The 14223-nt window shown below is 61.9% G+C and carries 13 protein-coding genes; 3 read left to right on the forward strand and 10 right to left on the reverse strand.

Annotation, left to right across the window (positions count from 1 at the left end; translation table 11 throughout):
* Positions 1 to 38: 38 nt before the first annotated feature.
* The 3 genes from MRBLSP13_RS02140 to MRBLSP13_RS02150 all read right to left on the reverse strand — a co-directional run bounded on the left by MRBLSP13_RS02140 (position 39) and on the right by MRBLSP13_RS02150 (position 3774).
* On the reverse strand, positions 39 to 1154 hold the full coding sequence (locus MRBLSP13_RS02140) for an epoxide hydrolase family protein (protein WP_363736429.1): 1116 nt from the start codon (positions 1152 to 1154) through the stop codon (positions 39 to 41).
* Positions 1151 to 1951, reverse strand: coding sequence for an SDR family NAD(P)-dependent oxidoreductase (locus MRBLSP13_RS02145; protein WP_363736431.1), 801 nt, complete (start codon positions 1949 to 1951; stop codon positions 1151 to 1153). Before MRBLSP13_RS02145 ends, MRBLSP13_RS02140 begins: the two co-directional genes overlap by 4 nt.
* Before the next feature lie 107 nt (positions 1952 to 2058).
* On the reverse strand, positions 2059 to 3774 hold the full coding sequence (locus MRBLSP13_RS02150) for an N-acyl-D-amino-acid deacylase family protein (RefSeq protein WP_363736432.1): 1716 nt from the start codon (positions 3772 to 3774) through the stop codon (positions 2059 to 2061).
* A gap of 137 nt (positions 3775 to 3911) precedes the next feature.
* Here MRBLSP13_RS02150 and MRBLSP13_RS02155 point away from each other — a divergent pair, with 137 nt between their 5' ends.
* A complete protein-coding gene (locus tag MRBLSP13_RS02155; RefSeq protein WP_363736434.1) occupies positions 3912 to 4463 on the forward strand; it encodes a hypothetical protein in 552 nt (183 codons plus the stop codon).
* 45 nt (positions 4464 to 4508) lie between these two features.
* Here the strand turns inward: MRBLSP13_RS02155 and MRBLSP13_RS02160 are convergent, their stop codons facing one another.
* The 4 genes from MRBLSP13_RS02160 to MRBLSP13_RS02175 all read right to left on the reverse strand — a co-directional run bounded on the left by MRBLSP13_RS02160 (position 4509) and on the right by MRBLSP13_RS02175 (position 9525).
* Positions 4509 to 5321 carry a sugar phosphate isomerase/epimerase family protein gene (locus MRBLSP13_RS02160; protein WP_363752394.1) on the reverse strand — a complete coding sequence of 271 codons (813 nt, stop codon included), beginning with the start codon at positions 5319 to 5321 and terminating at the stop codon, positions 4509 to 4511.
* A gap of 84 nt (positions 5322 to 5405) precedes the next feature.
* Positions 5406 to 6614, reverse strand: coding sequence for an aromatic ring-hydroxylating oxygenase subunit alpha (locus tag MRBLSP13_RS02165; protein WP_363752396.1), 1209 nt, complete (start codon positions 6612 to 6614; stop codon positions 5406 to 5408).
* Entirely contained in the window at positions 6611 to 7636 is a 1026-nt protein-coding gene (locus tag MRBLSP13_RS02170) for a zinc-dependent alcohol dehydrogenase (RefSeq protein WP_363752398.1), read from the reverse strand. The genes MRBLSP13_RS02165 and MRBLSP13_RS02170 overlap by 4 nt, the downstream gene beginning before the upstream one ends.
* A gap of 95 nt (positions 7637 to 7731) precedes the next feature.
* Complete coding sequence (locus tag MRBLSP13_RS02175; protein ID WP_363736441.1) at positions 7732 to 9525, reverse strand: flavin-containing monooxygenase; 1794 nt, start codon at positions 9523 to 9525, stop codon at positions 7732 to 7734.
* A gap of 210 nt (positions 9526 to 9735) precedes the next feature.
* On the opposite strand from MRBLSP13_RS02175, the gene MRBLSP13_RS02180 reads away from it, so the two are divergent.
* Positions 9736 to 10497: a TetR/AcrR family transcriptional regulator gene (locus tag MRBLSP13_RS02180; RefSeq protein ID WP_363736443.1), complete on the forward strand. Its 762-nt coding sequence runs from the start codon at positions 9736 to 9738 to the stop codon at positions 10495 to 10497.
* A gap of 27 nt (positions 10498 to 10524) precedes the next feature.
* On the opposite strand, the gene MRBLSP13_RS02185 is transcribed toward MRBLSP13_RS02180, so the two are convergent.
* Entirely contained in the window at positions 10525 to 11148 is a 624-nt protein-coding gene (locus MRBLSP13_RS02185; RefSeq protein ID WP_363752400.1) for a TetR/AcrR family transcriptional regulator, read from the reverse strand.
* 159 nt (positions 11149 to 11307) lie between these two features.
* Here MRBLSP13_RS02185 and MRBLSP13_RS02190 point away from each other — a divergent pair, with 159 nt between their 5' ends.
* Complete coding sequence (locus MRBLSP13_RS02190; RefSeq protein WP_363752402.1) at positions 11308 to 11595, forward strand: hypothetical protein; 288 nt, start codon at positions 11308 to 11310, stop codon at positions 11593 to 11595.
* A gap of 169 nt (positions 11596 to 11764) precedes the next feature.
* Here MRBLSP13_RS02190 and MRBLSP13_RS02195 read toward each other — a convergent pair whose 3' ends face one another.
* Positions 11765 to 12709, reverse strand: a complete 945-nt coding sequence (locus tag MRBLSP13_RS02195; RefSeq protein WP_363752404.1) for an alpha/beta hydrolase — start codon at positions 12707 to 12709, stop codon at positions 11765 to 11767.
* A gap of 11 nt (positions 12710 to 12720) precedes the next feature.
* Positions 12721 to 13956, reverse strand: a complete 1236-nt coding sequence (locus tag MRBLSP13_RS02200) for a hypothetical protein (protein ID WP_363736448.1) — start codon at positions 13954 to 13956, stop codon at positions 12721 to 12723.
* Positions 13957 to 14223: the final 267 nt, after the last annotated feature.

A 14223-nucleotide genomic window follows, 5' to 3' on the forward strand; every position in this document is an offset into this window, starting at 1 on the left:
GCAGCCCGGATTCCCGAAAGCTGCAAAAAAATTCCGGGTCAGCAATCCTGGCCGTCCAGAAAGGCGATGAGATCGGAGGCAAACGCCTCCGGCGCTTCCATCGCGGCGAAGTGCCCGCCGGCAGTCATTTCCGTCCAGCGCACGATATTATAGCGCCGTGCGGCGAGCGATCGGTCGGCCAACGGGTAAAATTCGCCTGGAAAACGCGCAATCGCGGTCGGCACTTCGACCCGCCCTTCCTTGCCCTGTTCATGGGACGAGCCGTGATACATCCAGATCGATGAAATCACCGAGTCCGTGACAAGATAGGTCATCATGTTGGTGATCAGCTGATCGGTCTGGAAACCGTTCGCTCCCGTGCTCCGCCAGTCGCTCCATCCATGAAATTTTTCCAGGGTCCAGGCCGCCCAACCGAGGGGATTGTCGTGCAGTGCGAGCGCCAGTGTCTGCGGCTTCGTCCCCTGCTGATGCAGATAGCCCGATTCGGGATAGGTGAGCGATGCGAGCTGTTGCCAATAGGCTTGCAGTTCCGGATCGGCCGATGTTCCGGGACCGTCGGGCAGGTAGAAGTTGAGGTGGAGAGCGGCAACGGCATCGGCATGCCAGATGCCTAGCTGCGTCGCGACCAGCGATCCGAAATCGCCGCCCTGCACATGGAAGTGGGGATATCCCAGAACATCCACCATCAGCCTGCGCATCAGCGCGGCCATGGCCTTTTCCCCCAAGGGACGAGGCGGCTTGCCGGACCATCCGAAGCCGGGAATGGAGGGCACGACGAGCGGATAGCCCGCATCCAGAAGAAGGGGGATGACAGCCTGAAACTCGACGATCGAACCCGGCCAGCCATGCATCAGCAGAATGGGCAGTCGTCCGGCCTCGCCGCCGGGTGCGGGAATATGATAGAAATGCAGCAGCACGCCATCCACCTCGGCCAGCGCCTGCGGCCAGCGATTCAGCATCGCTTCCTGCGCCCGCCAGTCATAATCGTTGCGCCAATGATCGACAAAGGCGCAAAGACTGGAAGCGTCGGTGCCATAGCGCCAGTCCCTGTCGTCCTGTGGCGCATAGCCGATGCGGCTGTCGGCGAGCTTGCGGTCGATCCGGTCGAGCGTGGACTGCTCCACATCGATGACAAAGGGGCGAGGGGTCGTCATCCGTCCTGCCCCATGCTTCGGAAGGCCGGCACAATGGGGGTGGCAATCGAAAAGCCGCCGTCCATCACGAGGACATGGCCGGTCAGGAAAGCGGCGGCGGGCGACAGGAGAAAGGTGATCGCCTTAGCAATTCCGTCAGCAGTCCCAAGCTCCGCCGTCATATGATGATGCCGCAGCATGTCCAGCATTGCCGGATCAAATGCCGTCTGTGCCGCCGGCGTCATCACCAGTCCGGGCGCGATGCAATTGCTCCTGATGCCCTGCTTGCCATATTGCACCGCGATCGATCGCGACAGGCCGAGCAGGCCCGCCTTTGCAGTGCCGTAACAGGTCCTGGTATCTTCCCCGCGCAAGCCGCCAACCGACGCGACATGGACGAAGGCGCCGCCGCCGCGATTGATCATCGAGGGTATGGCAGCGCGCGCCAACAGCGCTGGCCCGATCAGATTGACCGCCAGCAACTCCTGCCATAATGCCGCGTCTATATCCGCGACCTGTTCATCCCGTCCGTCCGTCCGCACGGCGTTGTTGACGACAAGGTCGATGCCGCCCTCATCATCGATGACCTCTCCCGCCAGGGCCGCGATGCTGACGGGATCGCCCATGTCGACTGGCCTGACGACGCAATCCAGGCCATCCCGGCGCAGCGAGGCCTGCGCACCGAGACTTCCCGGTTCGTCGATATCCGCCATCCAGACCCGAGCGCCGGATGCCGCCAGGCTTCGGACCGTCGCGAAACCTATGCCGGAGGCGCCCCCCGTCACGATCGCGACCTGGCCATCCAGTCTTGTGTCCATTCCGCACCCTTCTTCAGCCTGGAGAGACGACTCCGCCAGCCATCGGCCCAAGGGCGCAGCGAAGCGCAGATGGCGGAAGCTCAGGTTCCGCCATCATCGCAGCTTGTTCAGGCCGCGATGCGATCGCTCGCATCGAGGAAGCGGGCAGCCAGTTCGCCGGTCAGTTCCCCGTCCCGCTGCGCCAGGACGCCATTGACGAAGGTGTAGCGGAAGCCGCCCACCGGTCGGCGGAACCGCGCCTTGCCGCCCGGAACATCCTGCACCTTCTTCTCGACATCCCAGTGCAGCTTGTCGAGGTCGAAGACGGCGATGTCGGCTATCGCGCCTTCCGTGATGACGCCGCGGTCCTTCAGTCCAAGGATGAGCGCCTGATCGCGCGACATGCGCTTCACGGCATTTTCCAGCGTCATGTCGGGGCGATCACGCACGTGGCGGGTGAGAACGAGCGTGGTGTCGCCCGCGCCGTCGAACATCCCGATATGCGCACCGGCATCGCTCGCGCTGATGATGCTTTCGTCCGCCGCCAGCAACTCGCCGACGATGCGCTCGTCCGTATTGGTGAAGGGATAGACGAACTCGGGTTCGAAATCATTTTCGAGCACCCAGTCAGCCAGAATGTCGGACGGATGACCTTCGCGCTCGTCCAGGACGACGTCGAACGTCTTGCCGATATAATTCTCATATTCCGCTTTCCCGACCTTGACGATGCGGAAGCCGCGGATCATGCCGCCGCTCGGGAAGCCTTCCTTCACTGAATCCCAGTCCGCGCGCGCCTGCGCCCGCCATTCGGGATCGGCCAGGCGCCGCCGCTTTTCCTCGATCGCCATGCCCGGCTGCACCACGGCATTCCAGCTGGGCACATAGATGAAGACCATCGCCTGGTGGAAGTTCACCAGCAGTTCGATCGATCGTGGCGAAGCCAGGAAATGGAAGTTGGCGCCCTTCGCCCGCTCTTCCCTGGCCATCTTCATCAACCGGGGATGGTAATCGGGGTCGTCCGGGCGCTGATAGATGCCGTTGGACAGCACCGGCACGCCGCCATGCTTGATCGAATAACCGCAATATTCCCGCAGGTCCTTCTCCTGCTGATCCAGGCTCCCCATGTCCGGGATCACCTGGAACACGCCCTTGTACTTTTGCGCGATGCCGAAGATGCCAGCCAGTTCGCTGTTGTCCGCATGGAAGCTGGGCACCAGATCGCCCTCAGGATTGCGGTCGAACCGCGAACTGGAAATGCCGAAGGCGCCTGCCGCCATGGCGGAATCGAAATTGGCGGTGATCCGCCCGATCTCTTCGTCGTTCGAGGCGCGCGTCCAGGCATCCTGTCCCAGTTCGAAGGTGCGCAGCAGCGAGTGGCTGACCAGGGACGCGACATTGACGCCGAACCGGCGGCTCCGCATCTCGGCGGCATATTCTTCAAAATTTTCCCAGGTCCAGGGAATTTCCTGTTCGAACGTGTCCTTCGGCAGATCCTCGATATAGCTGAAGAGCGTGGCGAGATCGGACACGCTTTCCTTGCGCACCGGGGCGAGGCCGAGCGAGCAGTTGCCGATCAGGACGGTCGTCACGCCATGCTGCAGGATCGGATCGCACGACGGATCCCAGAACAGCGAACCGTCATAATGGGTGTGTGTGTCGATAAAGCCGGGGCTGACATAACAGCCCGAGGCGTCGTACACCTCGGATGCGCCCGCCGCCAGATCGGGCCCGACCTCGACAATGCGGCCGTCCGCCAAGCGAACGTCCGCCGCGAATGCAGGCGCACCCGTGCCATCGATGACCTGACCGCCCTTGATCAGGACACTCCCCACATTCTTCGACACCTTCATCTCCTTCAGTCGCAACCATCAAGCTATCATGCCGGTTTATCCCCATGGATCGCGCAGCCAACGTCCCACCGGACTAAGACCGGCGAACGGCTGCTGCTACTCTGCCTTTGCTGGAGCAAGGAGAGGTATTGATGACCGAAGTTTCCCAAGTCGCATATTCGACGCAGGACATAAAGGCTACCGCGCTCGACATGATCGCCAGGGACGGCGTCGGCCCGTTCTATTTCGCCGAATTCCCGCTTTACGACCTGACTTATCAGGGCAAGGCCGCGCATTATGACAGGATACAGGTCGCCTTCGGGTACAAGGGGGATCTGCAGATCGAACTGCTCCAGGTGCCAGCGGGTGGACATTCCATCTATGCCGAGGGGATCGCCGGGCGACGCGAACTGTTCCACCACAGCTACGTCAAAAGTGACGAGGATTATGATGCGATCGTCGCCCGTCATGAACAGGCCGGCGAGATGGCGACCTATAAGGGCGTATCGCTCGCGGGGGAGGACCGTATCCGCTTCTGCTATGTCGATGCGCGCGAACGGCTGGGCCATTTCGTGGAGATATTGGAAACCAACAAGATGGTCGGTCCCGCCGCGAAGATTTTCGACGCCTATGAACAGATAAAGCGGGCCGCCAGGGGCTGGGACGGAAAGGATCCGATCCGTCAGATGGCCGATCTTTTCTGAACGCAGATCAGCCCGGCGGACCAGCCCGCAATATGTACGGGTCAACTATGATCCGGGTTCGCAAGCCGCGCGCGCAGCCGCCTCATACATGGACAGGGCGCGCTCTTCTGGCGGCACCTTGCCGAACAGGGCGGCCTGTGGCGCTTCCACGCCGATCACCAGATCGGCCGGCGCCCAGTCCAGCATGGCCCGGATCGGGAATTCCCCCGTTCCCGGCAACATCCGGTTGAGCGCCTCGTCAAGCGCATCGACCGGCGGCTTTGCCAGCCCGTCGCAAATCTGGATCGATCCGACCATGTCCGGATCGATCCCATCCAGCCCCAGCAGGCCGCCACTCGTTCGCATGAGGTGCAATATATCGAGAACGACGCCGCCATTGGTTCGGCCGGCATCGCGAACGAAATCCCGAACGGCGGCAATCCCATACAGGCTCCTGCATGCCGCGAAGAATTCCACATTGACCCGAATGCCATGTTCCGCGGCCATGTCGCAGGTCCGCTGATATTTGGTCAACGCGTCGGCCCGATCCGCATTCTCCCAGACGATCGCCGTCGCCGTACGCGCCCCCAGCGCAGCGCCGCATTCCAGCGCCCGGCGGAAACTTTCCGGGTCCGCCTCAGGCGTCAGGTTGAAGCATTCCAGATTGAGCAGGCCGACGCCCGTCTCCTTCATGCGGGCAAGCATCTCCTGCCGCTTTCCCAGGTCTCCAACGACCTCATCGACCTGCATTTCGGGGGTTGGCGCATGGGCAAAGATGCTGACGAAGCGAAATCCTGCCTGCGCCGCCGCGTCAACGAGCTTGGCTCCGTTCAACTCCGGCACGCCGAGCGGCTCCAGGCAGAAGTCCCGGCCGCTCACAATGCCCTCCTGAACTTCGTTACGGCTGGTTTCAACGCATCGATCATCCTGCTTTCCTCATTCCGGATCGCCCTCATCTGTCGGCTATTCGGCGGCAAAGGGCATTTGCTGCCTGAGATTTTCATGAAACAAGATCGGCCCCAGTTCGTTGCGGCCGAAGAGGATCGCATCCTGCGCGCCGCTGGCGAGGCCGCGCTGGATCTGGAAGCTGGCCAGATAATCCTCGTCCGCGACCAGCTTCGCCACGCCATCCAGCATCGTCTCGGCCTGCGCGGCCGCCAGATCATTGTCTGCCAGATCCTTTTTGACGCCGTAGACCAGCCGGCTAACGGAACTGCTCGGCTCCGCCCCTGGCTGGATAACCTGCGCGATGATCGCCGAATCCCATATCGTCACCATCGTGCCCGGAAACATCAGATATTGGGGGTTGATCATGTCTTCCCTCAGCGGCTCCCATTGCGCCTCCGGAATGTCGCGCAGCCGGTGTATCGAATTCTGGCAGAAGGTGATCAGGATATGCGGACCGAAGCGATCGAGCGCCGTGCAGTTCGACACCATGAAACGGCCAACGCTGTCCCGATGCAACTGCGCGAAATGATACGCCTCCAGATGTCCTTCGACGACCAGCTTCCAATTGGCGGCCTGCACGGTTCGCGATCCGACCACACGATAATCGGCAAGCCGCTGTTCCAGCCCCATATGCCGGTCCGCGCCGGCCATCCACTGGCCGATGTCGAACGAGATACCGGGCGTCAGGACGATGAAGATCAGGCCCGATCGTTCGGCGGCAGCCAGTTCCGTGAGGCCGCGGCTGGCCCGGTCCACCGGGCCGAAAGTGGCGGCATCGGCGACGCCCAGCAGGCGTCCCTCATTATCATATGTCCATCCGTGATAGGGGCAGGAAAATCGCGTCTGCCGGCCGCTGCAATTTTCCGGTGCGACAACCGCGCCGCGGTGGCGGCAGACATTGAGGAAAGCCCGCAATCCCGTTGCCGTGCGGGTGATGAGAACGGCCGTGTCCAGGATCGTCAGGGACAGAAACGACCCGGCGTCCGGCAATTCGCAGGAGAGCGCGACCGCAAGAGGCTTCTGCCTGTAGATTTTCCCGACCTCGCTCGTCCAGATCCGCCGGTCGAAATAATCGGTGACCGGAACGCGCATCTGGCTTTCGGCGGCATCCGTCGTCTTCGCCTCAGCATGGGCGAGAAGTCGTTTGGCCAGGCCGATCTGTATCGCCTTGTCCATATCCTCCTCCTGTATGTTGCGGCGGTCCGGGCTGGCCGTCCGCATCATGGGAATGGCGTGATCAACACCTTGCACTGTCGCGGCGACGTGCGCAGAGCCTCGAACATTTCCGGCACGGCATCCAGCCCCACCGTATCGGTCACCATGTGGCGCGGCTCGACAGCTCCCGCGTCCAGCACGTTGACCGACATTTCAAACTCGCTGCGCGTATAGAGCTGCGGGAAATGGAGCTGCAATTCGCGCATACCGAGGCCAGCCGGAACGATGGGGTCATCGCCGAAGCAATAGCCAAGGGAAACCAGCCGTCCGCCATGCCGCGCATAGGCCGCCGACGCCATGAGCAGGCCGGGGCGGCCGACGCATTCGACCACCACATCGGCCGCTTCCCCCATGGGCAATTCGCCATAATGGCGGGCAAAGCCGTCGCCGCCGGAGGGCGGCTGGGGCAGGAAGACGCCGGTCGCCCCCATCCTTTCGGCGATCGCCCGGCGTTCAGGGACTTTTTCGATCACATAGGTCCGGGCGGCACCAAAATGGCGGGCCCAGAAGAGAGCGGCAAGGCCGATCGGCCCCGCGCCCACGATCGTCACCACATCGCCCGGCATGATCCGCGCGGCGACGATGCCATGAAGCGCGACCGCCAGAGGCTCAGCCAGTGCGGCATCGTCGAGGGACACCGTGGATGGCAATCGAATGGCGGAAGTCGGATCGACCGCGACATATTCGGCATAGCCGCCTGACGTGAACTGCATCGACGCACAGCGGGCCGGCATGCCCTGACTGCATGCGGTACAATGGCCACAGCCGAAGATCGGCATGACGGCAATCTTGTCACCCGCCGCGACCCCCTCGACGCTCCGTCCGACCTCGACAACCTCGCCGCTGATTTCATGGCCGAATATCGTGCCGGGGGGCGGCACATAGCCATGCCCCTCCGCCATGTGCAGATCGGACCCGCAAATGCCGCACCGAGCGACTTTCACAAGAACCTGATTTGCCGCCGGCGCCGGATCGGCAACTTCATCGACCGCAAGCGGCTGGCCAACCTCCCTGAAAAGGACTGCGCGCATAGGAACCCTTCATCATTCGGCGATCGGCTGGCGACGCGGACGGTGGATGCCCGGCCGGGTAACCCGGCCAGGCGAAAGGTAGCGCCTGCCGCGCTTCACGCGATCTCGCGGTCCGCGACCAGCCCCTCCAAGGCGCCGGCAGCCCGCCAATCCTCCAATATCTTCACGAAAGCGAACAGGCCGCCGCCGAAAGACCCGTTTCGGACAAGTTTGCGGGACGGTTTGCCTTCGTCATTCCAGAAGCTGGGCGTGCATTCCGCCCATTGTTCGATGACAGCGGCAGCATTGTCCTCGTGGAACTGTACCCACGCGCGCTCCACATCTTCCGCGACTTCGACCGTCTTCAGGTCGCGCGCGCCCATCTCCGCAATGATATAAGCGATATGGCGCGCCTGTTCGTTCATCATGTGGGGGAAATTCGGCCCCCAAGGGGTCTGGGTGGTGCTCAGGATGAAGAGATTGGGGAAGCCGTTGACGAGCATGCCGTGCAGCGTTGTCGCGCCGTCGTGCCATTTCTGGCCCAGCGTCAACCCGTTCCGGCCGATGACGGGCATGACCGCGTCATTATTATAGGCGGCCAGTTCGAAGCCCGTCGCATAGACGAGACAATCGACCTTATATTCCCTGCCCTGGACGATCAGCGCATCTTCGGTGATCCGTTCCACGCCATGCCCCGCCGTGTCGATCAGGTGCACATTGGGGCGGTTGAAGCTGTCCAGATAATCATCGTGGAAACAGGGCCGCTTGCAAAGACGGTTGTACCAGGGCTTGAGCGCCTCGGCCGTGTCCCTGTCCTTCACGACATCGTCGATCCGCTTGCGTACCGATTCCATATAGGCGAAATCGGCCATCTGGAACATCTGGCCCAGTTGCTGGGGCGTCATGTCGGGCGTGGCTTTGCTCATGACGGCGTGGATCATCTTCGTCCAGCCGTCGTCGACCTGATCCTCGGGACAGGGAATGCCCATGACCACCGCCGTATAATTGTCCATCCGGCGCTGTTGCCAGCCGGGTGTCAACGATTTGAACCATGCCTGGTCGGTTGGATGATCGTTCCTGTACCCGATCGATGAGGGCGTGCGCTGGAAGACATAAAGTTCGTTCGCCGCCGCGCCGAGATGGGGCACGCACTGCACGGCGGTCGCGCCCGTGCCGATGATCGCGACATTCTTGTCCTTCAGCTTGTCGAGGCCACCCAGCGCGTCGCCGCCGGTATAGTCATAGTCCCAGCGGCTGGTGTGAAAGCTGTGGCCCTTGAAGGTCTCTATGCCTGGCACGCCCGGCAGCTTGGGCGTCTGGAGAGGGCCGGATGCCATGATGAAGGACCGCGCCCAGAGGCGGTCGCCCCGATCCGTGCTGATCAGCCAGCGCCCGCGTTCCTCGTTCCAGCGCGCCTCCATGATCTGGGTATGGAAAAGGGCCTTGTCATACAGATCGAATTTCCGGCCGATCCGCTTGGAATGCTCGAAAATCTCCGGCGCGCGCGCATATTTCTCGGTGGGCATATAGCCCGTTTCCTCAAGCAGCGGCAGATAGATGAACGATTCAACGTCACAGGCCGCCCCAGGATAGCGGTTCCAGTACCAGGTGCCGCCGAAATCGCCGCCCTTTTCCACGATGCGGACGTCGGAAACGCCATTCTGCTTCAGCCGGGCACCCGCGAGCAGCCCGCCAAAGCCCCCGCCCAGGATGACGACCTCCAGCTCCTCCTCAATGGGCGCGCGCTCGATGCGCTCGGCATAGGGATCGTCCAGATAATGCGCCAGCGCGCCTTCCATCTTCACATATTGCGCGGTGCCGTCGGAGCGCAGGCGCCGGTCGCGTTCTTCCCTGTATTTCTTGAGCAGGGCGTCAGGATCGAAGGTAAAGCCACCGGTATTATCCGCCATTTTCCTCATCTCTCAGTCAAGTTGCAGGCAGCGCGCCCGACATTCTCCCAGCCCCCGCTTATTCGGCGATCGCGGCCCCGGCATCGTCCGTGCGGACAGGGGATACAAATGGTGGCGGGCAGGCAGTGGGGCGCAATCCGGAGAAGGCTTTTGGCGGATATCGTCCGATCGCGCTAGGACGATCCAATCGAAACCCGCTATGGCCCGATATTGACCAATATTGCCCATTCGGCAGACGTCCGTCTGCAAAATAGGGTGGTATTTCGTGATTGTCGGGGCTTTTGTCGGATGTTAACGTCGAATATTGACCGTCAGACGGGGGAACAGAAAGTTTTGCATCGTGCTGCAGAACGTAGCCGGGGTGCTGGCAGACCTACGCGCGCCAGGGCGGCGGAAATCAAGGATGTCATTCTTCGCGCAGCGATGACCGAATTTACCGAACGGGGATTTCACGCCAGTTCCGTAGCCAGCATTGCCGCGCGGGCGGAAGTTTCGCGCCGGACCGTGTACAACCAGTTCCAGACCAAGGAACAACTACTGGAAGTTCTGGCCAAACATACATGTACGCGGCTCAGAACGCTGCTGGCTGAGGTAATAGAAAACGAAGAGCCCATCTGGGACACGCTCTATGGCGTTGGCATGTGCTTTTACAATGATGCCATGGGCGCTGACTCGCGCACCATTTCCAGGCTGCTCGTCATGGAAGCAGAACGCATGCCTGCGCTGGCCCGCCAGGGCCTTTCGTTCCGGCAATATGCGCTGGAGCCACTGGTAAACTATCTGGAGCGCCAGGCCCTGGAAGGAGTCATCACCGTCGAAGACCATGCCCGCGCGGCCCAGCAATTTCTTCATCTGACGACCAGCAGCATCGACTATCTCTTTGGCGACAGCGGACATACGCTGGAAGAGCAGCGCCAATGGGTGGCCGCCGCGGTCAAGACATTCCTTTACGGGGTGCACGCGCGACGCTGATGGCGGACAGAAGGCCGACCGACGGCGTCAATCCAGCGCGGCCGATGACGCGCCATGCTCCGCAACGGATTTGACGATCCTTTCGAGCGCCGGCCGATAATCGCCTAATATTGACGGCAGCGGGACCGGATTGCCCTCTTCATCCAGGGAGTGGCGAGCAAGAACATGGCGGCGCGCCAACATCACGGCTGCGCCGATAATGACCTGGTTCGCCTCTATATAGGCTGCAACCGCCAACGGCCGTTTCAGGCCCCCGGCTTCGAGCAGTGCCACGAGCTTGCGGCCATAGACGATCTCCTCGTCGTCCCCGCGTCCTTCGATCAGATTGCAAATCAGCGCCGGATCGGACCGGAAGGTCGAATAGCACATTTCCGCATGCTGCCGCAGCACGACACGCCAGTCTGTGCCCGCCTCGACCGCAAGAGCCTTCATCGCCAGCCGATCGGCGACGAGTTGAAGCAAATGCTCTCGCCCTTTCACATAGCCATATAGCGTCGCCACGCCTGTGTTCAGGCGTTCGGCCACGCACGCCATTTCCAGCCGTTCCAGTCCGATGGCGCAGGCAGCGTCGACGATCGCATCCCGCGAAAGCGTCTTGGGACGGCCCGAGGAACGCCTTTCCGCCGAATGCCTTCGCGCCTGCCTCTTCACTTGGTCATCATCCTTTATATTTCACCTTGGAAACCGTTATCATGGAACATTACCGAATACAGATCGCAAATGTTTTCGAATCAGACTCGACAATTTTTCTGCGGCGCTTTAGTCGTTGCGCAAAGCAGCCAATCAACGCGCTTTTGCCCCCCAATCAAGATGGTGATCGATATGCATTTTCGTTTCGCGCTTGCCACCGCACTGGTCGTCCTTGCCAGCCCGGCGTTCGTTTCCGCCCAGACTCCGGAAACGGGTCAATCGGTGAAGAGCGGCGCCTGGGTCTTTTCGGCCGATGGCCGCCGGATCGGCCGCGTAGATGACGTCGCCGACGGCACGGCCGCGATCATCTATAACGGACATCTGATCCGCATTCCCCTCGACAAGCTGGCCGCCAGCGACAAGGGGCTGGTCAGCTCGCTGACGCGCAAGGAGATCGATCAGTTGTAGAGCCGATTTCGATCCGATTGGATGAGATCGTCGATCCAGTAGTTTTGTTTGCAGCGACGTCTTGCCGGCGATCGGTTCGATCGCCGGCAAGACGTCCTGATATCCATGCTATATTCGGTGCAGTCCGCGTCATACAACTGATGACGGCCCTGAATAGAGTATGCCCCGCCTACCCCTCCGCCGTTGAGTCCGGCGCGGCCGCGATCAATCGGCGCGTCGCCGCCGCTATTTCGTCGAAGGCCATGGCCGCGCGGTCGGAGACATGCGCGAAGTTGAAAAATCCGTGCGGCAAGCTGGCATAGCGAAGGACGGTCACCTCGTTTCCGGCGCGGGCAAGCTGGTCGGCATAATTCAAGCCTTCATCGCGCAGGGGATCGATCCCGGCAATGGCCAGGACAGCGGGGGGCAGACCCGCATGATCGCGTGCCTCACAGGGCGAAAGACGGGGATCGCGCCGATCCCCCTGCCCGGCATACTGATTCCAGTACCATGCCATGTCCCTGCTGGTGAGCAGCGGGCAGTGGGCGTTCTCCCGCCAGGAAGGCGTATCGCAACGGCCATCGATCGCGGGATAGATCAGCAGTTGCCCGTGGACCGGGGGTCCGCCCCGGTTGCGCGCCTCCAGGGCCAGGACCGCGGCCAGATTGCCCCCGGCGCTGTCTCCCGCCACCAGAAGCGGGGCTGCGGCGCCCACAAGCTCGTCCCGATGGGCGTGGCACCATTTCAACGCAGCATAGCCATCGTCCAGGCCAGCCGGGAAGGGATGTTCGGGCGCCAGCCTGTAGTTGATCGAGAGGATCGCCGCCCCGGTCCTGTTGGCGAAAGCGCGAATGGCGGGATCATGCTGCGCCAGATCGCCCAGCACCCAGCCGCCGCCATGCAGATACAGGATGAACGCAGTGGGACGCGCAGGACAATAGAAGCGCGCGGCTATGGCGCCGCTCGCGCCGGGCACATCCATATCGCGTACGCGCCAGACCGCTTCCTTCTCGCCCATGTCCGCATCGGCCCACAATGCCCTGGCCTCTTCCGGCGCCAGGCTGGATACCGGAGGCGCGGCCGCCAGCATCGCCAGAATGGGTTCAAAGGCTGTGTCCAGCTTCGTCTCAGACATCTGTCCCTCCCTCAGACGGCCAGGCCGCCGCTGACTATTGGCTCAATCCCATCCAGGCAGGCAAGGCCAACCGCCTGCAAATCGGCAAGCGCGACGCGCCTGACGAGAACCCCCGGCGGGCTGCCCGACGTCCGGATCAGGCGCAGGCTCCAGCCGCCATGCACATGTCCGAACGGATCGATCCAGTTTCCGCCGATCCCGGGATCGCGATGCGCGATGACGACGCGAACCGATCCGTCCGCTTCACAATGTGCCCGGTATTTCTGCAAATATCCGCCGCCATCCTCATAATTGTCGAGATTTTCCTGCCACATGTTGCACAGCTGGAGGATCCAGTAGTCACAGGGCGTCGGTATGAACTCGACAACCAGCGCTTCATCCGCGCCGCATTCCCACGTGCCGAACCCATGGTGTCGGTCTGCCACGCCGCCATTGGCAAGATAAAGGGTCAGGTCGAACAACAGGCGGTTCGGCTGGCCGTCGAAATTGTCCTGCCACCAGCGGCGGACCAGCTCGGCATATCCCAGGGTGATCTGCCCGGCCCTCGCCAGCCCGGCGCTCAGCTCCGCGGGGCGAAGCGGGCGAGGCATGCCGCCGTCCAGCCGTTCGATCCGCAAGGAGGGCGAGATCGTTTCCTCGCGCAGATGATAGAGCGTCCGCACCAATATCCCCACGGAGGAGCCGGTGATCGGAAGCCAGGCGCCGCCGCCCGGCGGCTTCTCCCTGCTGACGATGACTTCGAAATTACCGGCTTCATCGAATTGGATCTGGTCGCTCGCGATGAAGGCCGTCGCTCGCATCACGGCGGGATCGAACATCTTCAATCCGTCAACACCCTCCTCCGCCCAGTTGCGCGCACCGTGATCGGCCGGAAAGGCACCCTCCCACGCGGCCATGACGAAATAGGGAATCGTGCCGCGATTGCCGGCGACGCGATAGTCGTGCGCGCCGTCGAAAAATTCGGCGATCAGATGGTCCTGATCAGGGGACTGAAAGTTGATCCCCTGGCGCCATGGTGTGTCCAGCAGCCGGGGTCTTTCCGGTTCGGAATTTTCCACATAGCGATGGAAACCATGCCGGACCAGGCGGGACAGGAACCTGTACCATTCCGTCCGGTCGAGTTCATTCACCTCGTCGCCGAACTGGTCGATCACACGTCCCGCCTGTTTCAGAACATCGCACAGGTCGTTCCAGGCGTCCCCCGTCAGCAGCCGTTCGCCAGCCCTTCTCTCCAGTCCTGCTTCCATGCCATGTCCTCCCTGCATCCGGTGCCGGCCGCTCAGTCTGGCCGCACTGGCTCTATTCCCGCCTAGTGACCCGAATCAGAAGTTCGTCACATTGCTGGGTAGGCGTTGAACGAACTTCTGATTCATCAGGGTCACTAGCAAATATAGGATTCTATTGTGGTTTTTGGATTTGAAATACGCTCCCCACCGAGCCGCTGGAATGAGGCGTATTTCAAATCCACCACACTAGTCCGATCGGCTGCGGCTCCCGTCGCTGCCCGCAATATG

The sequence above is a fragment of the Sphingobium sp. LSP13-1-1.1 genome (assembly GCF_040676415.1).
In the GTDB taxonomy this organism is placed as follows: Bacteria; Pseudomonadota; Alphaproteobacteria; order Sphingomonadales; family Sphingomonadaceae; genus Sphingobium.